Raw genomic sequence first — 20102 nt, forward strand, 5'->3', positions numbered from 1 at the left:
AACCTCAGCCGTCGCCGCCCAGCACCCCCCGCAGCTCCTTCGGGAGCAGCTGGGTGCAGGCCTGCTTGGCCTCGTTGGTGAGGGCGTCGTTGGTGCAGGTGTAGTAGTCGCGGTAGACCAGCTGGGCCATGAACGACGCCGCGACCAGGGTGATGGCGAGGGAGGCGGTGACGAGGCCGCTGATCGCGGCGGCGGTCTGGGGCCGGGCGTTCGACACGGGGGCCGGGGAGTCCGGGTCGGGGGTGCGGGGCTTGGCGCGCAGCGCGCTGATGCCCCAGTAGAGGGCGAGCGCGCCGAGCAGCAACGCAACATACGCCCACGAGAAGAGGGCGAAGAAGAAAGCCCACATGCCGGACAGCAGGGCGTAGCGCGCGCGGCGCTGGGCCGGGTCCGTGGGGTCCCAGCGCATCCCGCCGGGGCCGGGGCCGCCCTGTCCCTCGGGGCCGCCGCCCGGCCGCTCGCCGAAGCCGCCGGGGGAGCGGCCGGGCTGCCGGTCGCTCCACTGGCCGCCCCACCGGGGCCGGCCGTCGCCCTCGCCGCCCTGCGGGCCCCCGCCGTCCTGCGGACCGCCGCCGTCGACCGGCCGTCGCGGCTGCCAGGGCCGGTCGGGCGTGCCCTCGGGCGGCGGCGCGAACGGGTTGTCCTCCTGCCCGGCTCCGGCGCGCTCGTCGCTGTCGGGGGGTGAGGTGGGGCGCTCCCGCAGCAGTACGCCGCCGGGCCGCCCTCCCTGCGCCGACTGCGGGGTGAGCGTGAGGCGTCGCAGGCTGCGGTCCGGCATCAAGTGAGCGTTCCCCTGGTGAGTACGGCATGACGAATACGACAGGGCCAGGCCCGTCACCCGATCAACGCACCGTGTGCGCGGAGGGTTCCCGACCCGGCTCTCCCCAGACGCTACCTTCCGGCCACGCCCCCGTCCCGAGGGGGCCGCCCGGTGTGCCGGTATCGTTGCTGACGGTCGGCTGCTTCGTAGGCTTCCCCGTATCCGGGGGCGCGAAGCATTCGTACGAACGCACATACGGCGCCGTACGCGGCCGACCGTACCGTCGTACCCCCCGAGAAAGGGCCCCACCGTGGCCGCCAAGCCCGTGGCCAAGCGCCTCGTCGTGCTGGTCTCCGGATCCGGCACCAACCTCCAGGCGCTTCTCGACGCCATCGCGACCACCGGCGCCGAGGCGTACGGAGCCGAGATCGTGGCCGTCGGCGCCGACCGTGACGGCATCGAGGGGCTCGCGCGGGCCGAGCGCGCCGGACTGCCCACGTTCGTGTGCCGGGTCAAGGACCACGCCACCCGCGGGGAGTGGGACGCCGCGCTCGCCGAGGCCGTCGCCGCGTACGAGCCCGACCTCGTGATCTCCGCCGGGTTCATGAAGATCGTGGGCAAGGAGTTCCTGGCCCGCTTCGGCGGGCGGTTCGTGAACACCCACCCCGCCCTGCTCCCCAGTTTTCCCGGCGCCCACGGCGTCCGTGACGCGCTCGCGTACGGCGTCAAGGTCACCGGCTGCACCGTCCACTTCGTCGACGACGGCGTCGACACCGGGCCGATCATCGCGCAGGGCGTGGTGGAGGTCCGGGACGAGGACGACGAGAGCGCGCTGCACGAGCGCATCAAGGACGTCGAGCGAAGGCTGCTCGTCGAGGTCGTGGGGCGCCTCGCCCGCAACGGCTATCGCATTGAGGGACGAAAGGTAGTTATCCAGTGACCGCCGAGAGCAACAAGCGGCCCCTTCGCCGGGCGCTCGTCAGCGTCTACGACAAGACGGGCCTCGAAGACCTCGCGCGCGGCCTGCACGAGGCGGGCGTGGAGCTCGTCTCCACCGGGTCCACCGCCGCGCGCATCGCCGCGGCCGGCGTCCCCGTCACCAAGGTCGAGGAGCTGACCGGCTTCCCGGAGTGCCTGGACGGCCGGGTCAAGACCCTGCACCCGCGGGTGCACGCGGGCATCCTCGCCGACCTGCGCCTGGAGGACCACCAGCGGCAGCTCGCCGAACTGGGCGTGGAGCCGTTCGACCTGGTCGTGGTGAACCTCTACCCGTTCCGCGAGACCGTCGCCTCCGGCGCCTCGCCCGACGAGTGCGTCGAGCAGATCGACATCGGCGGCCCGTCCATGGTCCGCGCCGCCGCCAAGAACCACCCCTCGGTCGCCGTGGTCACCAGCCCGGCCCGCTACGCCGACGTCCTGGACGCGGCGAAGAACGGCGGCTTCGACCTCGCCACCCGCAAGCGGCTCGCCGCCGAGGCCTTCCAGCACACGGCGGCCTACGACGTGGCCGTGGCGAGCTGGTTCGCGAGCGAGTACGCCCCGGTCGACGACTCGCCGTTCCCCGACTTCCTGGGCGCCACCTGGGAGCGGAAGAACACCCTGCGCTACGGCGAGAACCCGCACCAGCCCGCCGCGCTCTACGTCACCGGCGCCGGCGGCGGCCTCGCCGAGGCCGAGCAGCTGCACGGCAAGGAGATGTCGTACAACAACTACACGGACACGGACGCCGCCCGCCGTGCCGCGTACGACCACGACGAGCCGTGCGTCGCGATCATCAAGCACGCCAACCCGTGCGGCATCGCGATCGGCGCGGACGTCGCCGAGGCGCACCGCAAGGCGCACGCCTGCGACCCGCTGTCCGCGTTCGGCGGCGTGATCGCCGTGAACCGCCCCGTGTCGAAGGAGATGGCCGAGCAGGTCGCCGAGATCTTCACCGAGGTCATCGTCGCGCCCGACTACGAGGAGGGCGCGGTCGAGATCCTGGCGCGGAAGAAGAACATCCGCGTGCTGCGCTGCCCCGAGGCCCCGGCGAACCCCGTCGAGATCAAGCCGGTCGACGGCGGTGTCCTGCTCCAGGAGACCGACCGCCTCCAGGCCGACGGCGACGACCCGGCCAACTGGACCCTGGCGACGGGCGAGGCGCTGTCCGAGGACGAGCTGAAGGACCTGGCGTTCGCCTGGAAGGCGTGCCGCGCGGTGAAGTCCAACGCGATCCTGCTCGCCAAGGACGGCGCCTCCGTCGGCGTCGGCATGGGCCAGGTCAACCGCGTCGACTCCTGCAAGCTGGCCGTCGAGCGGGCGGGCGAGGAGCGGGCGCGCGGCTCGTACGCCGCGTCCGACGCCTTCTTCCCCTTCCCCGACAACATCGACGTCCTGGGCGCCGCCGGCGTCCGGGCGATCGTCCAGCCGGGCGGCTCGGTCCGTGACGAGCTGGTCGTGGAGGCCGCGCAGAAGGCGGGCATCTCGATGTACTTCACCGGGACGCGGCACTTCTTCCACTGAGCCGCGGCGCCCGTACGGTGAAGGGCCCGCCGGCCACGACCGGCGGGCCCTTCACCCTGTTGTCAGCAGGACGGCAGCGGGTCCGTCTCCGAGCTGATGTCGTTGTCGCTCATCCAGCCCCACTCGCCGTTGTCCGCCTGGGTGTAGACCCAGCGGGTGGGGTGCGGGCCGCCGTGGTTCTGGCCGCCGTCGAACTTGCAGACGAAGAAGGACGGGTTGGAGTACATCCGGCCGACGACGCGGTTGCTGTTCGCGCCCGCGTAGACGTTGGCGCCGGTCGCGTTGTTGCAGTACCAGACGGAGCCGTCCCGCCAGCAGGGCGCGGCGGCCTGGGCGGCGCCCGCGGTGGTCAGGGTGAGCGCGGCGCCGGCGGTGACGGTGGCGGCGCCGAGGGCGAGGGCCTTGCGGAGCATCGTGGTCATGACTGTTTCCCCCAGTCGTGGTGCGTGTGTGCCGTGGGTACGGCGGGCGGTCCCGGCTCTCCCCCGAGAGAGCCGGGACCGCTCTCGGTCGTGCTCCACCGTGCCGCCTCCCCGGGCGCCGGGGTACCTCGGAAGTCTCAGGGTCACGTGGAGCGCAGCGGCGTGTACTCCTGGAGGTAGTGCGCGACCTCGTCGGCGTAGGCCCGGTACTTCGGGGGCACACCGCCCGTCTCGTTCACCTTGTCGTACGACGTCCGGTACGCGGCGGCGACCAGCACCCGCCGGTCGCCGGGCAGGGAGGACTTCAGCCGTGGCTCGATGAAGCAGAGGTAGCGGCCCATCGCCGGGATCGACTCGGCCGGCGAGAAGGGGGGCTTCGGGGTCTTCTCGGTGGGCAGGCCGTCCTCGCGGACCCACCAGCGCAGCACGCGCGGGGTCCAGCGGGCGATGCCGTACTCGTCGCGCGCGGGATCCGACAGTTCGGGGTCGAAGTCGCTCTCCGCCTTCAGCATCGCCGCGATCAGCGCCGGGGAGACCTCCGGCTGGACGCAGGAGTGCGCCGCGTCGACGATGAGGCGGCGGTAGGGGACCGGGATGCCCTTGTCGGTCCGCAGTTCCGCGGCACCGTACGCGGCTTCCGGGACCGCCGACGCGGTGGCGCCCGGACGGCCCGGCCCCGGCCCGCCGCCGTCGCCCGCCCACGGGCCGAGGGCGTACCCGAGCGCGACGGCCGCCGCCGTGACCGCGGCGGCCGTACGACGGCGAAGGCGGGACGGCCGGGCCTCGCCCGCCGCCTCCCGCACCCGGCGCAGCAGCGCCTCCCCGCCGGTCCGCTCCTCGTGCGTCCGGGTCAGGCAGGACCGTACGATCTCCCGCCACGGCTCCGGGAGTTCGGGGGACAGCCGCAGCTCGTCGGCGCCCCGGGCGTACGTGGCGGCGGCGTCGCGGCGGGCCGTCGGGGTGGCGCCGGGCAGCGGGAAGGCGCCGGTGAGGACGAGGTGGGCGAGGACGCCGAAGGCCCAGACGTCGGCCGACGGGCGGATCCGGCGGCCACGTTCGCCGATCTCCGACCAGAGGAGTTCGGGCGGGGTGTAGTCGGGGGTGGAGAAGGCGGGCGTGTAGGCGTGGGTGCCCTCCAGTTCGGCGGCCATGTTGAAGTCGGCGAGGCGGGCCGAACCGTCCCGCATCAGCAGCACGTTGGCCGGTTTCAGGTCACCGTGCACCCAGCCCGCCGTGTGCAGCTGGTGCAGGCCCTCGCAGATCTGCGCCAGCAGGGCGGGGCCGGACGGCGGGCGCGGGGTCCGGGCGAGCAGGGCCGTCAGCGAGCCCTCCGCCTTCTCCAGGACCAGGACGGTCGCGCCGTCGAGCCCGGGGCGGGCGGGGTCGTCGACGGTCAGCGTCTCGTACATCCGGATCAGCCGGGGCCGCGCCACCCGGCGGAGCAACTCGACCTCCCGGTCGATCAGTTCCCGCAGGTGGGCCAGTTGACGGGGAGTGCTGGTGCCGGTGGGCAGGAACTTCAGCGCGGCGGTCCGCGGCAGCGCGTCGTCCTCTCCGGTCCGCCGCCCCTCGTACACGCTGCCGAACGCCCCGGTGGCGATCGGCCCCCGCACCTCCCAGTTCCCGACCCGGTACCCGCGCGGCACCGGTACCGCGTACGGCCCCTCCCGTCCGGTCACCCGACGGGCCGGTCGTGGGCGGGCCGCGGCAGGGGGGCCGGGGCGACGGCGGGCCGCCGCGTGGGCGCCGGGCAGTCGGCGGGCGGCTGCGGCGCGGGCGGATGCTCCGCCGTGAGAACGCGCAAGTCGTCCTCCCGGACCAGGTCGAAGCGGAGGGCCAGGGACACCAGGGACTCCTTCTTGCCGTTGAGGCGGGGACCGGTGTCGGCGGTGTCGGGGCCGGGCTTCAGGCGGAGTTTCACGGCGAGGTAGTCGATGTTCCACTGCACGGAGGTGCGCGACGCGGCCGGCCAGCCGGGGCGCAGCCGGGCGACGACCTGGTCGACGGTGGGCAGCGGGGCGTGCGGCGCGCCGCGCAGCCGGGGCTCGCACAGGGCGGCCAGCACCGCGAAGTAGCGCTTGCTGCGGTCCAGGGAGAACGCGGGCGCGGTGGTCGCACCGTCGAGCCCGGACTCCGGGCCCAGATAGTCGTGGCGCGGCGCCCACACCTCGAGCGGCAGCAGATCACCGGCGGCGGGCAGCACGATCCGGGAGAACTCGAAGGGCACGGGCGCGTCCAGCCGCCCCGGGCCGACCTTGATGTGCTCGCCGGCCCCCTCCGGGTTCTCCACGACGTACGTCTGCTCCCGGCTGAGGTTGCTCAGCAGCCAGAACGCGCCCTGCGCGGCGATCTGTCCGGCCCTGCGGGAGACACCGTCGTGGGCGATGGCGAGGTCGTTTCCGGCGCCGCGTCCGAAGGCCAGCCGCTCACCGGGGGCGAGCCGGAACCGCCGGTCGCCGCGCGGGTCCTCCTCGGTCGGCGGAGGTACCACGATGATGCTGTACAAGGTGCGTCTCCCGTGCCCGGCCCGTGCCCGACAGCCTGTCGGGCTCGACAGCTACCCAGGCCAGGTCAGGGCGACGCACCAGGGCCGTGTCCCCCCTCGATCGGGTGAGACACGGCCCTTGGGTGTGAACGGCGCGCGGACGGTGCGGCCGGCGCTCGGTACCGCGCTCGCGTGCCGGTACCGCGCTCGGCGCTTCGCTCAGTACTGCGGTCGGTTGAACCAGTAGCTGCCGTTCTTGTTCGCACAGAAGACGATGATCAGGATGCCGAGCACCAGGCTGATCAGCGCGAAGACGTTGGCGCCCAGCAGGCTGATCACGCTGAACAGCGTGACGAACGAGGCGTAGATGATCGCGGATATCCGGACGCCGCCGCGGCCGGAGGCGAACTTGACGCCCGTGAAGATGGCCCAGAACGCGAAGCCGAGCACGAGCACACCGAAGAAGATCATGACGCCCGCGCCGAAGCTGGCGACGGCGTCCGCGTCCTCGGCCGAGATGCTCGGGTCGTCGGAGGCGATCTCGCTGAAGTAGTCGGCGAACCAGGCGCTGGCGATCATCATCAGCAGGCCGATGATCGCCTGGCAGCCGCCGAGGATGAACAGCATCACGCGGGCGGCCTTGACGCTGCCGGGCATGACCGCGGGCGGGGCGGGGTAGCCGCCGCCGAAGCCGGGTGCGGCCGGGTAGCCGTAGCCCGGGGCCTGGGGCTGCTGCGGGTAGCCGTAGCCGGGAGCGCCGGGGGAGGGCTGCTGGGGCGGGGGCCCGTAGGGGTTGTTCGGGTCGCCGAAACTCATGGCGGTCTTTCCTCCGTTTGCCTGGATGCGGGGACGAGGCGCGGCGCGATGCGGAGGAAGGTTTCTGTTGGATGCGGTTCGTCCCCCCGGTACTGCCCCGCGGCACTGCCGTCCTCATCGTTCTTCAGCCACCTGCGGATTGTCCAGCCGGGTTTCCCAGGTGTTGTGCAAGTGCAACAACGCCGAGGGCCGGGGCGAGGCGGACCGGCGGGAACGGCCCCGGATTGGAACCGGGGGCCGGTCATCCGGGAGGATGGGGCCATGACCGCCCAGATTCTCGATGGCAAGGCCACCGCAGCCGCGATCAAGTCCGATCTGACCGCCCGCGTGGCGGCGCTGAAGGAGAAGGGCGTCACGCCCGGCCTCGGCACGATCCTGGTCGGGGACGACCCCGGCAGCCAGAAGTACGTCGCCGGCAAGCACCGCGACTGCGCCCAGGTCGGCATCGCCTCCATCCAGCGCGAACTGCCGGCCACGGCGACGCAGGAGGAGATCGAGGCGGTCGTCCGCGAGCTCAACGAGGACCCGGCCTGCACCGGCTACATCGTGCAACTCCCGCTGCCGAAGGGCATCGACGAGAACCGGATCCTGGAACTGATGGACCCGGCCAAGGACGCCGACGGCCTGCACCCGATGAACCTCGGCCGGCTCGTCCTCAACGAGCCCGCCCCGCTGCCCTGCACGCCGAACGGCATCCTCACCCTGCTGCGCCGCTACGGCGTGGAGATCAAGGGTGCCGAGGTCGTGATCGTCGGCCGCGGTGTGACCATCGGCCGCCCGATGCCGCTGCTGCTCACCCGGCGCAGCGAGAACGCCACCGTGACCCAGTGCCACACCGGCACCCGTGACCTGTCGGCCCATCTGCGCCGCGCGGACATCGTCATCGCCGCCGCCGGGTCCGCCCACCTGATCCGCCCCGAGGACGTCAAGCCGGGCGCGGCCGTCCTCGACGTCGGTGTCTCCCGCAACGCCGAGGGCAAGATCGTCGGCGACGTCCACCCCGGGGTGGCCGAGGTGGCCGGCTGGATCTCCCCGAACCCGGGCGGCGTCGGCCCCATGACCCGGGCGCAGCTGCTGGTCAACGTGGTCGAGGCGGCGGAGCGCAGTGTCGGCTGACCACCAGGACGCGCGGCGCCCGGACCCGGCCGCCGACGAGGAACCGCGGATCATCGGTGACACCCCCGAGACCGTCGAGGTGCGCGACCCGATCAGCGCCCCCGACGCCGAGGGCAGGCCGCGCCGGGTCACCCGCCGCTTCCCGCTGTTCACCCGGGACACCGCCCGCCCCGAGGGCGGCGGCCGGGCCGCCTCCGGGGACGCTCCGGCGCCCGCCCGGCAGTGGCCGATGCTCGCCGTGCTCGCCACGGTCGGCCTGGGCCTGCTGCTGACCGCGTTCGACGCGTTCCGGATCGGCACGCTGCTGGTGGGCGCGGCGCTGCTCGGCGGCGCGGTGCTGCGCTGGCTGCTGCCCGGCGTCGGCATGCTCGCCGTACGGTCCCGGTTCACGGACATCGCGACGTACGGCGCGCTGGGCACGGTGATCGTCCTGCTGGCGCTGATGGCGCAGCCGGATCCCAAGCTGGAGATCCCGTTCCTGAAGGACACGCTGCACTTCACGGTCAGCGGCTGAGCGCCGGGTGCGGCGGCCCGTCCTCTCCCCCGAGGAAGGACGGGCCGCCGCCCACGACCAACCTTCCGCACCCGAACGGCCCGTTCAACGTCTGTCCGTTCGCTGTGGCACGGAAGTGACCGTTCCGCTACGGTGTCCGCGCGCTGTCGCACATCGGCACGACGGTGCCGGTGGGCGGCCTGACAAGGCCTGATACGGACGAGACGGACCATGTGCCCCCGTTGTGTCGATGTATTGACAAGTTCGGGGATGTGCGGCCAAGGCGCCGCACAGCTTGACTAATCTGTCCCATCGGGCCATAAGGCCGGGCAATCAGGACAGTGCGGGGGTGCGCCGCCGCCGGGGGAACTGAGACCCTGACGACGCGCATCCCAGTGGGCGGGGGAACAGCCAGCACTACCCGGGGGGAAGAGGGGGGAAGCAATGCCTCGTTGGAAGGCCTTGCCGGAGGAACTCGATCCGCAGATCAGGGAGTTCACCAGCCAGCTGCGGCGGCTCGTGGACCGCAGCGGCCTGAGCGTCGCCGCGCTCGCCGACCGCACCGGCTACAGCAAGACGTCCTGGGAGCGTTACCTGGGCGGCCGGTTGCTCGCACCCAAGGGCGCGATCGTGGCCCTGGCCGAGGTCACCGGCACCAATCCGATCCATCTGACCACGATGTGGGAGCTCGCCGAACGCGCCTGGAGCCATTCGGAGATGCGCCACGACATGACCATGGAGGCCATCCGGATCTCCCAGGCGCGCGCCGCGCTCAGCGAGTTCGGCCCGCCGCCCGCGAACGCCAAGGGCAAGACCGCCCGCCGCGGCGGCAGCGCCACCGCCACACCCGGTATCGCCGGCCCGGCGGGCGTCGCCCCGACGGTGCCGCCGCAGCCGACCGCCGCCGACGCGGACGGACGGACGTCACCGGCCGGCCGGCGGACCTCCGGCGGCACGACGGCGGCCAACTCCTGGAACATGGCCGGATACGCCGGACCGGCGCCGAGGGGCGGCCGTCCGGCCGGCGCGGCGGCGGGCGGCGCGGCCCAAGGGGGAGGCGGCGCGGGCGGCAGAGCGTCCGGGGGCGTGCCGGTACCGGCCGCCGCACCCGCCGGCGGCGGCAGGCGACGGATGACGATGTTCGCCGCGGGCCTCGTCGGTGTGCTGGTCGTGGTGGCCGGCGCCTTCTACCTCGGCGGCGGCGGTGACGACGACGCCGGTACGAAGGCCTCCCCCTCGCCCTCCGTCACCACCGAGGCCGAACTGCCGCCCGGCGTGAAGTGCAGCGGCGACAGCTGCACCGGCAAGGACGCGGAGAGCATGGGGTGCAGCGGCGACCTGGTGACCACCGCCCAGACCGCCACCGTCGGCACCACGGTCGTCGAGGTCCGCTACAGCCGGACCTGCGGCGCAGCCTGGGGCCGGATCACCCAGGCCGCGCAGGGCGACAAGGTCGAGGTGAGCGCGGGCAAGGCCCGGGAGAACGGCTCGATCACCGTGGCCGGCGACACCATCGCGTACACCCCGATGGTGGCCGTCAAGGACGCGGGCGAGGCGATCGCCTGCGCCACGCTGGCGACCGGGCGGAAGGGCTGCACGCAGCAGCCGTGACGGCCGCGGACGGCCGTACCGGAGGCGGTGTCCCCGGCCGTGGAGAACCGCTCGGGGAAACCGGTCGGGGAAAAGCCGGGGAAAACAGGTATGGCCGTGCGGATCGGGGGCAGGCGGAAGGTACCCCCACGGGAGTCCGGCACGACTCGGTACCCCCGCACGGCGGCCGCCTCCGTCTCCCCCTCTCCCGGACGGGCGGCCGCCTTTTCTTCCGTCAGGGCCTGAATCGGCTTCTTTCGCAGGGCCTGGATCGGCTTCTTCCGTCAGGGCCTGGATCGGCTTCTTCCGTCAGGGCCTGGACCGGCCTCCGCGCCGGGACTCCGGCCGGAGTTCGTACGGGCTTCGGCCGGATTCTTCCGATGGGCTCGGGTGGGACCTTCATACGGGCATTGGCCGGATTCTTCGCATGGGCGCGGGCCGGATGCGGCACTCGGGCGGTCTGTGGGCTGGGCCACACGGGCCCGGCGGTCCGGGATCCCGGATGCGCGATAGCCTGACCCGCGGATTATCTCTTGACGCCAAGAGATCGATCATCCGAACCCCCGGGGCAGGGACGCCCCACCGCCAGCTGTCATACGGAGAACGCCATGACCCGCACTCCCGTGAACGTCACCGTCACCGGCGCGGCCGGCCAGATCGGTTACGCCCTGCTCTTCCGCATCGCCTCCGGCCAGCTGCTCGGCGCGGACGTGCCGGTCAAGCTGCGCCTCCTGGAGATCACGCCGGCCCTGAAGGCCGCCGAGGGCACCGCGATGGAGCTAGACGACTGCGCGTTCCCGCTGCTCCAGGGCATCGAGATCACCGACGACCCGAACGTGGCCTTCGACGGCGCCAACGTCGCCCTCCTCGTGGGCGCCCGCCCGCGCACCAAGGGCATGGAGCGCGGCGACCTGCTCGAGGCCAACGGCGGCATCTTCAAGCCGCAGGGCAAGGCCATCAACGACCACGCCGCGGACGACATCCGCGTCCTCGTCGTCGGCAACCCGGCCAACACCAACGCCCTGATCGCCCAGGCCGCCGCCCCGGACGTACCGGCCGAGCGGTTCACCGCGATGACCCGCCTCGACCACAACCGCGCGCTGACCCAGCTCGCGAAGAAGACGGGCTCCACGGTCTCCGACATCAAGCGCCTGACCATCTGGGGCAACCACTCCGCCACCCAGTACCCGGACATCTTCCACGCCACCGTCGGCGGCAAGAACGCGGCCGAGGTCGTCAACGACGAGAAGTGGCTGGCCGAGGACTTCATCCCGACCGTCGCCAAGCGCGGCGCCGCCATCATCGAGGCCCGCGGCGCCTCGTCGGCCGCCTCCGCCGCCAACGCCGCCATCGACCACATCTACTCCTGGGTCAACGGCACCCCGGAGGGCGACTGGGTCTCCATGGGCATCCCGTCGGACGGCTCCTACGGCGTCCCGGAGGGCCTGATCTCCTCCTTCCCGGTCACCTGCAAGGACGGCAAGTACGAGATCGTCCAGGGCCTGGAGATCAACGAGTTCTCCCGCGCCCGCATCGACGCCTCCGTCAAGGAGCTGGAGGAGGAGCGCGAGGCGGTCCGCGGCCTCGGTCTCATCTGAGCCCTCGCTCCCCGCGTTTCGTGAAGGCCCCGCCCCCGGCGGGGCCTTCGGCGTTCCGGTGGTCCCCGCCACGTCCGAGCTGCTGAATTGTCCTTAATGTCCGCATCCTTAGTGACGCAGCGCACTTTCGGACAGGGATTGCGCATGCATCCGAGGGGCAAGGGCAGGTGCTCACGGTCCTGAGCGGGGGGACACACAGGAACGAGAGGCAACACCAGGCATGGCGGACAGTACGGAACTCCAGGCTCGGAAGAGCATCCACGCGGCAGGCGAGTGGCGGCACGCCGTCTCCGGGGCCACGCGCGCGATCCTCGACCCCGCGGACGCCGCACCGTTCGCCCTGGTCGCCGAGGGCGACGAGAAGGACGCGGACCTCGCGGTCGAGGCCGCCCGCGCCGCCTTCGACGGCGGCGCCGGCGTCTGGCCGCGCACCCCCGTCGCCGAGCGCGCCGCCCTGCTGCGCCGCGTCGCCGACCTGCTGGTCCGCGACCGCGAGGAGCTGGGGCTGCTGGAGAGCCGCGACGCGGGCAAGACGGTCGAGGAGGGCCGCGTCGACATCGACTGCGTGGCCGACGCCTTCCGCTACTTCGCCGACCTCGTCGCCGCGGAGGCCCCCGGCCGGGTCGTCGACGCGGGCTCGCCCGACATCCACAGCGTGGTCGTCCACGAGCCGGTCGGCGTCTGCGCGCTGATCACCCCCTGGAACTACCCGCTGCTCCAGGCCAGTTGGAAGATCGCGCCCGCGCTCGCGGCCGGGAACACCTTCGTCGTCAAGCCGAGCGAGATCACGCCGATGACGACGATCGCCCTCATCGCGCTGCTGGAGGAGGCCGGACTGCCCGCCGGTGTCGCCAACATCGTCACCGGCCCCGGCCACACCGTCGGCGCCCGCCTCGCCGAGCACCCCGACGTCGACCTGGTCTCCTTCACCGGCGGCCTGGTCAGCGGCGTCAAGGTCGCCCAGGCCGCGGCGCCCACCGTGAAGAAGGTCGCCCTCGAACTCGGCGGCAAGAACCCCAACGTCGTCTTCGCCGACGCCTGCGCCACCGAGGAGGGCTTCGACACCGCCGTCGACCAGGCCCTCAACGCGGCCTTCATCCACAGCGGCCAGGTCTGCTCGGCCGGCGCCCGGCTCATCGTCGAGGAGTCCGTCCGGGACCGCTTCGTCACCGAACTCGCCCGCCGCGCGCAGAGGATCCGGCTCGGCCGGGGCACGGCGGACGGCGTCGAGTGCGGCCCGCTCGTCTCCGAGCAGCACCGCGCCAAGGTCGAGGCGTACGTCGCCTCCGCGCTGGAGGAGGGCGCCGTACTGCGCTGCGGCGGCAAGCGCCCGGAGCCCAGCGAGATCCGGCCCGAGAGCGGCTACTTCTACGAGCCGACCGTCCTCGACCACTGCCACCGCGAGATGCGCGTGGTCCGCGAGGAGGTCTTCGGACCCGTCCTCACCGTCGAGACCTTCCGCACCGAGGACGAGGCCGTCGCCCTCGCCAACGACACCGAGTACGGCCTCGCGGGCGGCGTCTGGACCGCCGACGCCGGCCGGGCCCGCCGGGTCGCCGGCCGGCTGCGGCACGGCACCGTCTGGATCAACGACTTCCACCCCTACCTCCCGCAGGCGGAGTGGGGCGGCTTCGGCAAGAGCGGCACGGGCCGCGAACTCGGCCCCACCGGGCTCGCCGAGTACCGCGAGACCAAGCACCTCTACCAGAACCTCGCCCCGAAGCCCGTCCGCTGGTTCGCCGGCTGACCTCCACCTTCTCCCGCACGCTCCCCTGCCCCAGCCCCACCTGGAGTACCCCCATGCCCGAGAACAACCACGTCTACGACTACGTCGTCATCGGCGGCGGTACGGCAGGCTCCGTCATCGCCTCCCGCCTCACCGAGAACCCGGACGTCACCGTCGCCGTCATCGAGGGCGGCCCCAGCGACGTCGGCCGCGACGACGTGCTCACCCTGCGCCGCTGGATGGGCCTGCTCGGCGGCGAGCTGGACTACGACTACCCCACCGTCGAGCAGCCGCGCGGCAACTCCCACATCCGGCACAGCCGCGCCCGCGTCCTCGGCGGCTGCTCCTCCCACAACACGCTGATCGCCTTCAAGCCGCTGCCGTCCGACTGGGACGAGTGGGAGGAGGCCGGCGCCAAGGGCTGGGGCGCGGTCGCCATGGAGGCGTACTTCGCGCGCCTGAAGAACAACATCGTCCCGGTCGACGAGAAGGACCGGAACGCCATCGCCCGCGACTTCGTCGACGCCGCGCAGACCGCGCTCGGCGTGCCGCGCGTCGAGGGCTTCAACAAGAAGCCGTTCACCGAGGGCGTCGGCTTCTTCGACCTCGCCTACCACCCGGAGGACAACAAGCGGTCCTCCGCGTCCGTGGCGTACCTCCACCCCGTGATGGACGAGCGCCCCAACCTCACGATCCTGCTGGAGACCTGGGCGTACAAGCTCGAGCTGGACGGCACCCGCGCCGAGGGCGTCCACGTGCGCACCAAGGACGGCGAGGAACTGCTGATCCGGGCCCGCAACGAGGTCGTGCTGTGCGCGGGCGCGATCGACTCCCCGCGGCTGCTGCTGCACTCCGGCATCGGACCGGCGGCGGACCTGGAGGCGCTGGGCATACCCGTGGTCCACGATCTGCCGGGCGTCGGCGAGAACCTGCTCGACCACCCCGAGTCGGTGATCGTCTGGGAGACCCACGGCCCCATCCCGGAGAACTCCGCGATGGACTCCGACGCGGGCCTGTTCGTGCGCCGCGACCCCGAACACCAGGGCCCCGACCTGATGTTCCACTTCTACCAGATCCCCTTCACGGACAACCCGGAGCGCCTGGGCTACGAGCGGCCCCCGTACGGGGTGTCCATGACCCCGAACATCCCCAAGCCGAAGTCCCGCGGCCGGCTCTACCTGACCAGCCCGGACCCGGCCGTGAAGCCCGCCCTGGACTTCCGCTACTTCACCGACGAGGACGACTACGACGGCCGCACCCTCGTCGACGGCATCCGCATCGCCCGCGAGATCGCCAAGACCGAGCCGCTGGCCGGCTGGCTCAAGCGCGAGGTCTGCCCCGGCCCCGAGGTCGTCGGCGACGCCGAGCTGAGCGAGTACGCCCGCAAGGTCGCCCACACCGTCTACCACCCGGCCGGCACCTGCAAGATGGGCGCCGCCGACGACGAACTGGCCGTCGTCGACCCCGAACTGCGCATCCGCGGCCTGGAGGGCATCCGGATCGCCGACGCGTCCGTCTTCCCCACCATGACCGCCGTCAACCCGATGATCGGGGTGCTGATGGTCGGGGAGCGCGCCGTCGACCTGATCGGCGGTGACGCCCGATGAGTACCGCCAACCCCACCCCCGAAACCCTCACGCCTCCCGTCTTCTCGGTCGAGGGCCTGTGGAAGGTGTTCGGCCCCAAGGCCGACCGCGTGCCCGCCGACCCCGAGCTGGCCGCCCTCGCCCCCGCCGACCTGCGCGAGCGCACCGGCTGCACCGCGGCCGTCCGCGACGTGTCCTTCGACGTCCGCAAGGGCGAGGTCTTCGTCGTCATGGGCCTGTCCGGCTCCGGCAAGTCCACCCTGGTGCGCTGTCTGACCCGGCTGATCGAGCCGACGGCCGGCACCATCGTCATCGACGGCGAGGACGTCCGCGCCATGGACAAGGCCCGGCTGCGCGAACTGCGCCGCCACCGCGCGGCGATGGTCTTCCAGCACTTCGGCCTCCTCCCGCACCGCACGGTCCTCGACAACGTCGCCTACGGCCTGGAGATCCAGGGCATGGGCAAGGCCGAACGGCGCGCCAAGGCCGCCGAGGTCGTCGCCAAGGTCGGCCTGGAAGGCATGGAACAGCGGCGCCCGGGCCAGCTCTCCGGCGGCCAGCAGCAACGCGTCGGCCTCGCCCGCGCCCTCGCCGTCGACCCCGAGGTGCTGCTCTTCGACGAGCCGTTCAGCGCCCTCGACCCGCTGATCCGGCGGGACATGCAGGAAGAGGTCGTCCGGCTGCACCGCGAGGAGGGCCGCACGATGGTCTTCATCACCCACGACCTGAGCGAGGCCCTCAAGCTCGGCGACCGGATCGCCCTGATGCGCGACGGCCGCATCGTGCAGCTCGGCACCCCCGAGGACATCGTCGGCTCCCCGGCCGACGACTACGTCCGCGAGTTCGTCCGCGACGTCCCCCGCGAACAGGTCATGACCGTACGGACGGCGATGCGCCCCGCGTCGGCGGAGGAGGCGGGGAGCGGCCCGGCGGTCACCCCGCGCGCCACGGTGGCGGAGGCGATCGAGGCGGTGGCCCGCAGCGGCGAACCCGCCCGGGTGATGGACGGCCCGCGCTGCCTCGGGGTCGTCGACCACGAGGGCCTGCTGGAGGTCGTGGCGGGAGTGGCTGACAAGCCACCGGTGAGCAGCCGTCCTCAGGTAGCCGCGGAGGCCGTCTGATGGCAACGCTCACCGCGACTCCCGTACGCACCCTCCCCACCGCCCTGCTGCGCAACCGCCCCGCCACCAAGCTGGCCACCCTCGCCGTGATCGCGGCGATCCTCGTCCCCCTGGCCCACGCCCGCTGGTCCAGCGGCACCTGGCCCGACGCGCTCACCGTCGACCTCACCGCCCCACTCACCAGCACCAGCGACTGGATCATCGACAACCGGGACAGCCACCCCCTGTTCCTGTACTTCTTCGGTCACGTCAGCAACGCCGTCGTGCTGTCCGTACGCGCCGTCTACCTCGCCCTCCTCACCATCGGCTGGGCAGGCGTGACCGCACTCGGCGCCTTCCTCGCCTGGCGGGCCGCGGGCCTGCGGCTCGCGCTCGGCACAGCGGCGGCGTTCCTCGCCTGCGGCCTGCTCGGCATGTGGGTGCCGACCATGCAGACGCTCGCCCTGATGACGGTCGCGGTGCTCGCCTCGGTCGTCGTGGGCATCCTGCTGGGGCTCGCGGCGGGCCTGTCCGCCCGGATGGACCGGGTCCTGCGGCCGGTGCTGGACACCATGCAGGTGCTCCCGGCGTTCGCCTACCTCCTGCCGGTCGTCCTCGTCTTCGGCATCGGCGTGCCCGCCGCCGTCCTCGCCACCGTCGTCTACGCCGCCCCGCCCATGGCCCGGCTCACCGCGCTCGGCCTGCGCGGCGCCGACCGGGGCGTGCTGGAGGCCGTCGAGTCGCTGGGCGCGACCGCGCGGCAGCGGCTGCTGACCGCCCGGATCCCGCTGGCCCGCAAGGAACTCCTGCTCGGCGTCAACCAGACGATCATGATGGCGCTGTCCATGGCCGTGATCGCCTCGGTGATCGGCGCCGGCGGCCTCGGCGACCGCGTCTACCAGGCGCTGGCCTCGGTCGACGTGGGCGCGGCCCTGGCGGCGGGCATCCCGATCGTGCTGCTGGCGGTCGTCCTGGACCGTGTGACGGGCGCGGCGGGCGCGGGTGCGGCGGGTGCCGCCCCACCCGGTCGGAGGGTGTGGCCGTACGCCCTGGGCGCCGTCGTCGGCACCGCGGCCGTGGCCGTCGCCGGGCGCCTGACGGGCCGTACGGACTGGCCCGACGCCTGGACGGTGAACATCGCCGAGCCGGTCAACCGGGCCGTGGACTGGATGACCGCGCACCTCTACTCCGGGGTGCCCGTCATCGGCGGCACCGCCGACTGGGCGGCCCGCTTCACCACCTGGGTCCTCGACCCGCTCCGCGACGGCCTGACCTGGCTGCCGTGGTGGTCGGTGCTGCTGATCGTCGCCGCGCTCGCCTGGCTGATCGGCACCTGGCGCACCGCGCTGACCGCCGTGCTCGCCATGGCCGCGATCGGCGTCCTCGGCGTGTGGGAGCCGTCCCTGGACACCCTGTCGCAGGTGCTGGCCGCGGTCGCCGTCACCCTCGTCCTCGGCGTCGCGACCGGTGTCGCGGCGGCCCGCAACGACCGCGTCGAGCGGCTGCTGCGGCCGGTCCTGGACGTCTGCCAGACGATGCCGCAGTTCGTGTACCTGATCCCGGTCGTCGCGCTCGCCGGTGTCGGCCGCGCCCCGGCCGTCGCCGCGGCCGTCGTCTACGCGCTGCCCGCCGTCGTCCGTATCACCGCGCAGGGCCTGCGCCAGGTCGATCCGGCCGCGCTGGAGTCGGCCCGCTCGCTCGGCGCGACCGGAGGCCAGCAGCTGCGCCAGGTGCAACTGCCGCTCGCCCGCCGCTCGTTGCTGCTCGCGGTGAACCAGGGCGTGGTGCTCGTCCTCGCCGTCGTCATCATCGGCGGCCTGGTCGGCGGCGGCGCGCTCGGCTACGACGTCGTCTTCGGCCTCGCCCAGGGCGACCTCGCGACCGGCCTGGTCGCCGGCGCCGCGATCGTCTGCCTGGGCCTGATGCTCGACCGGGTGACCCAGCCCACCGACCGCCGTACGACGAAGGGAGCGTGACATGTTCCGCCGTACCACCCTGACCGCCTCGGCGGCCGTGCTGACGCTGGCCACCGGTTGCGGCGCCGCCGACATGACCAAGCAGGCCTCGCCGTTCGCGAACGCCCAGGGCGCGAAGACGGTCACCCTGTCCGTGCAGTCCTGGGTGGGCGCCCAGGCCAACGTGGCCGTCGCCCAGTACCTGCTGGAGCACGAACTGGGCTACCGCGTCGACACCGTTCAGGTCGACGAGGTCCCCGCCTGGGACGCGCTCAGCCAGGGCCGCGTCGACGCGCTCCTGGAGGACTGGGGCCACCCCGAACAGGAACAGCGGTACGTCAAGGAGAAGAAGACCGTCACCCGGGGCGGCGACCTCGGGGTGACCGGGCACATCGGCTGGTACGTCCCCACGTACTTCGCGAAGCGGCACCCGGACGTCACCGACTGGAAGAACCTGAACAAGTACGCCGACCGGTTCCGCACCGCGGAGAGCGGCGGCAAGGGCCAGCTGATGGACGGCTCGCCGTCCTACGTCACCAACGACAAGGCCCTGGTGAAGAACCTCGGCCTGGACTACAAGGTCGTCTTCGCCGGCTCCGAGGCCGCGCAGATCACCCAGATCAAGCAGTTCGCCAAGGAGAAGAAGCCCTTCCTGACGTACTGGTACTCCCCGCAGTGGCTGTTCGAGAAGGTCCCGATGACCGAGGTGAAGCTGCCGCCCTACAAGGAGGGCTGCGACGCGGACCCGGAGAAGGTCGCCTGTGCCTACCCGCACACCCCGCTGCAGAAGTACCTCAACACCGGCTTCGCCGAGAAGGGCGGGGACGCGGCGGCCTTCCTGAAGAACTTCAAGTGGACCACCGCGGACCAGAACGAGGTCTCCCTCATGATCGCCGAGCAGAAGCTCAGCCCCGAGGAGGCGGCGAAGCGGTGGGTCGAGCGGCACGAGGCCACCTGGAAGGCGTGGCTCCCGCGCTGACCGGCGACGGCCGCGCGGTCACCACTCCGTGGCCCCCGGCGGAATCCTCCGGGTCACCATCAGCCGGTTCCAGCTGTTGATCACGGTGATCAGAGCGACGAGGTGGGCGAGTTCGGCGTCGTCGAAGTGTTTGACGGCCGTCTCGTACACCTCGTCCGGCACGAACCCGTCCGTGAGCACGGTGACCGCCTCCGTCAGCGCCAGGGCGGCCCGCTCGCGCTCGTCGAAGACCTCGTCACCGGCCTCCCGCCAGACGGCGAGGAGGTCGAGCCGGCGCTCGCTCACCCCGTGCTCGCGGGCGATGGCCAGATGCATGTCCAGGCAGAACGCGCACCCGTTGAGCTGCGAGGCGCGGATCTGGACGAGTTCGGCGAGGGCCGGGTCCCCGAGGCCCCGCTTGGCGGTGGCGCTCAGGGACCGCATGGCCGTGCGGACCTCGGGGGAGAGGCGGGTGGTGCGGGCCGTGGTCACTTGTGGCCGCCCGGCTGGTAGTGCCCCGGCGTCATCCGGCAGGTCACTCCGAACCGGTTCCAGGCGTTGATCACCGTGATCGCGGCGATCAGCTGGGCCAGCTCCGTCTCCTCGAAGTGCTTCGCCGCCCGCTCGTACACCTCGTCCGGCACGAACCCGTCCGTCAGGACGGTCACCGCCTCCGTCAGCTCCAGCGCGGCCAGTTCCTTCTCCGTGTAGAAGTGCCGGGACTCCTCCCACGCGCCGAGCTGGACGATCCGCTCGACGCTCTCACCGGCCGCGAGGGCGTCCTTGGTGTGCATGTCGATGCAGAAGGCGCAGTGGTTGATCTGGGAGGCGCGGATCTTCACCAGCTCGTACAGCTTGTGGTCCAGGCCCTGCCGGGCCGCCGCGTCGAGCCGGATCATCGCCTTGTAGACGTCGGGGACGAGCTTGGCCCACTCCAGACGCGGGGCGGCTTCGGGGGCGTAGGTCACGGTCTCTGTGGTCATGCCCTCGACCCT

The 20102-nt window shown here is 72.5% G+C and carries 18 protein-coding genes; 11 read left to right on the plus strand and 7 right to left on the minus strand.

The features are described from left to right. Positions 1-4: 4 nt before the first annotated feature. Entirely contained in the window at positions 5-778 is a 774-nt protein-coding gene (locus ACIG0D_RS16620) for a hypothetical protein (RefSeq protein WP_399800937.1), read from the minus strand. Between the two features lie 292 nt (positions 779-1070). Here ACIG0D_RS16620 and purN point away from each other — a divergent pair, with 292 nt between their 5' ends. After that, entirely contained in the window at positions 1071-1700 is a 630-nt protein-coding gene (gene purN, locus ACIG0D_RS16625) for a phosphoribosylglycinamide formyltransferase (RefSeq protein WP_399800939.1), read from the plus strand. Continuing rightward, a complete protein-coding gene (purH, locus tag ACIG0D_RS16630; protein WP_399800941.1) occupies positions 1697-3262 on the plus strand; it encodes a bifunctional phosphoribosylaminoimidazolecarboxamide formyltransferase/IMP cyclohydrolase in 1566 nt (521 codons plus the stop codon). The genes purN and purH overlap by 4 nt, the downstream gene beginning before the upstream one ends. 62 nt (positions 3263-3324) lie before the next feature. Here the strand turns inward: purH and ACIG0D_RS16635 are convergent, their stop codons facing one another. From ACIG0D_RS16635 to ACIG0D_RS16650, 4 genes are all read right to left on the minus strand, one after another. After that, positions 3325-3684, minus strand: a complete 360-nt coding sequence (locus ACIG0D_RS16635; RefSeq protein ID WP_399800944.1) for a hypothetical protein — start codon at positions 3682-3684, stop codon at positions 3325-3327. A 143-nt stretch (positions 3685-3827) separates the two neighbouring features. After that, positions 3828-5330: a protein kinase gene (locus ACIG0D_RS16640; RefSeq protein WP_399800946.1), complete on the minus strand. Its 1503-nt coding sequence runs from the start codon at positions 5328-5330 to the stop codon at positions 3828-3830. 29 nt (positions 5331-5359) lie between these two features. Further along, positions 5360-6190 (minus strand): FHA domain-containing protein, encoded by an 831-nt coding sequence (locus tag ACIG0D_RS16645; protein WP_399800949.1) that lies wholly within the window; start codon positions 6188-6190, stop codon positions 5360-5362. Between the two features lie 198 nt (positions 6191-6388). Further along, complete coding sequence (locus ACIG0D_RS16650) at positions 6389-6985, minus strand: hypothetical protein (protein ID WP_399800951.1); 597 nt, start codon at positions 6983-6985, stop codon at positions 6389-6391. 261 nt (positions 6986-7246) lie between these two features. On the opposite strand from ACIG0D_RS16650, the gene ACIG0D_RS16655 reads away from it, so the two are divergent. From ACIG0D_RS16655 to ACIG0D_RS16695, 9 genes are all read left to right on the plus strand, one after another. Beyond that, entirely contained in the window at positions 7247-8101 is an 855-nt protein-coding gene (locus tag ACIG0D_RS16655; protein ID WP_365767327.1) for a bifunctional methylenetetrahydrofolate dehydrogenase/methenyltetrahydrofolate cyclohydrolase, read from the plus strand. Between the two features lie 49 nt (positions 8102-8150). Beyond that, on the plus strand, positions 8151-8615 hold the full coding sequence (locus ACIG0D_RS16660) for a DUF3017 domain-containing protein (protein WP_399801244.1): 465 nt from the start codon (positions 8151-8153) through the stop codon (positions 8613-8615). A gap of 423 nt (positions 8616-9038) precedes the next feature. Continuing rightward, positions 9039-10205, plus strand: coding sequence for a DUF2690 domain-containing protein (locus tag ACIG0D_RS16665; RefSeq protein WP_399800953.1), 1167 nt, complete (start codon positions 9039-9041; stop codon positions 10203-10205). Positions 10206-10792: 587 nt separating this feature from the next. Next, entirely contained in the window at positions 10793-11782 is a 990-nt protein-coding gene (locus tag ACIG0D_RS16670) for a malate dehydrogenase (RefSeq protein ID WP_365761703.1), read from the plus strand. 220 nt (positions 11783-12002) lie between these two features. Continuing rightward, positions 12003-13529, plus strand: coding sequence for an aldehyde dehydrogenase family protein (locus ACIG0D_RS16675; RefSeq protein ID WP_399800956.1), 1527 nt, complete (start codon positions 12003-12005; stop codon positions 13527-13529). Positions 13530-13582: 53 nt separating this feature from the next. Then, positions 13583-15115 (plus strand): GMC family oxidoreductase, encoded by a 1533-nt coding sequence (locus ACIG0D_RS16680; protein WP_399800958.1) that lies wholly within the window; start codon positions 13583-13585, stop codon positions 15113-15115. Further along, positions 15112-16215: a glycine betaine/L-proline ABC transporter ATP-binding protein gene (locus tag ACIG0D_RS16685; protein WP_399800961.1), complete on the plus strand. Its 1104-nt coding sequence runs from the start codon at positions 15112-15114 to the stop codon at positions 16213-16215. Before ACIG0D_RS16680 ends, ACIG0D_RS16685 begins: the two co-directional genes overlap by 4 nt. Next, positions 16215-18170 (plus strand): ABC transporter permease, encoded by a 1956-nt coding sequence (locus tag ACIG0D_RS16690; RefSeq protein WP_399800964.1) that lies wholly within the window; start codon positions 16215-16217, stop codon positions 18168-18170. The genes ACIG0D_RS16685 and ACIG0D_RS16690 overlap by 1 nt, the downstream gene beginning before the upstream one ends. Before the next feature lies 1 nt (position 18171). After that, positions 18172-19128: an ABC transporter substrate-binding protein gene (locus tag ACIG0D_RS16695; protein ID WP_399800966.1), complete on the plus strand. Its 957-nt coding sequence runs from the start codon at positions 18172-18174 to the stop codon at positions 19126-19128. Positions 19129-19146: 18 nt separating this feature from the next. On the opposite strand, the gene ACIG0D_RS16700 is transcribed toward ACIG0D_RS16695, so the two are convergent. Together ACIG0D_RS16700 and ACIG0D_RS16705 are read right to left on the minus strand one after the other, a co-directional pair. Continuing rightward, positions 19147-19551, minus strand: coding sequence for a carboxymuconolactone decarboxylase family protein (locus ACIG0D_RS16700; RefSeq protein ID WP_399801246.1), 405 nt, complete (start codon positions 19549-19551; stop codon positions 19147-19149). A 44-nt stretch (positions 19552-19595) separates the two neighbouring features. Further along, complete coding sequence (locus ACIG0D_RS16705; protein WP_399800969.1) at positions 19596-20090, minus strand: carboxymuconolactone decarboxylase family protein; 495 nt, start codon at positions 20088-20090, stop codon at positions 19596-19598. Positions 20091-20102 lie beyond the last annotated feature (12 nt).

It is taken from the genome of Streptomyces sp. NPDC052773, assembly GCF_044547145.1.
Lineage (GTDB): Bacteria > Actinomycetota > Actinomycetes > Streptomycetales > Streptomycetaceae > Streptomyces.

Coding starts and splice junctions, on each gene's coding strand:
- ACIG0D_RS16620 (WP_399800937.1), bottom strand. CDS start 778: ATGCCGGACCGCAGCCTGCGACGCCTCACGCTCACCCCGCAGTCGGCG.
- ACIG0D_RS16635 (WP_399800944.1), bottom strand. CDS start 3,684: ATGACCACGATGCTCCGCAAGGCCCTCGCCCTCGGCGCCGCCACCGTC.
- ACIG0D_RS16650 (WP_399800951.1), bottom strand. CDS start 6,985: ATGAGTTTCGGCGACCCGAACAACCCCTACGGGCCCCCGCCCCAGCAG.
- ACIG0D_RS16655 (WP_365767327.1), top strand. CDS start 7,247: ATGACCGCCCAGATTCTCGATGGCAAGGCCACCGCAGCCGCGATCAAG.
- ACIG0D_RS16665 (WP_399800953.1), top strand. CDS start 9,039: ATGCCTCGTTGGAAGGCCTTGCCGGAGGAACTCGATCCGCAGATCAGG.
- ACIG0D_RS16670 (WP_365761703.1), top strand. CDS start 10,793: ATGACCCGCACTCCCGTGAACGTCACCGTCACCGGCGCGGCCGGCCAG.
- ACIG0D_RS16675 (WP_399800956.1), top strand. CDS start 12,003: ATGGCGGACAGTACGGAACTCCAGGCTCGGAAGAGCATCCACGCGGCA.
- ACIG0D_RS16680 (WP_399800958.1), top strand. CDS start 13,583: ATGCCCGAGAACAACCACGTCTACGACTACGTCGTCATCGGCGGCGGT.
- ACIG0D_RS16685 (WP_399800961.1), top strand. CDS start 15,112: ATGAGTACCGCCAACCCCACCCCCGAAACCCTCACGCCTCCCGTCTTC.
- ACIG0D_RS16690 (WP_399800964.1), top strand. CDS start 16,215: ATGGCAACGCTCACCGCGACTCCCGTACGCACCCTCCCCACCGCCCTG.
- ACIG0D_RS16695 (WP_399800966.1), top strand. CDS start 18,172: ATGTTCCGCCGTACCACCCTGACCGCCTCGGCGGCCGTGCTGACGCTG.
- ACIG0D_RS16700 (WP_399801246.1), bottom strand. CDS start 19,551: ATGCGGTCCCTGAGCGCCACCGCCAAGCGGGGCCTCGGGGACCCGGCC.
- ACIG0D_RS16705 (WP_399800969.1), bottom strand. CDS start 20,090: ATGACCACAGAGACCGTGACCTACGCCCCCGAAGCCGCCCCGCGTCTG.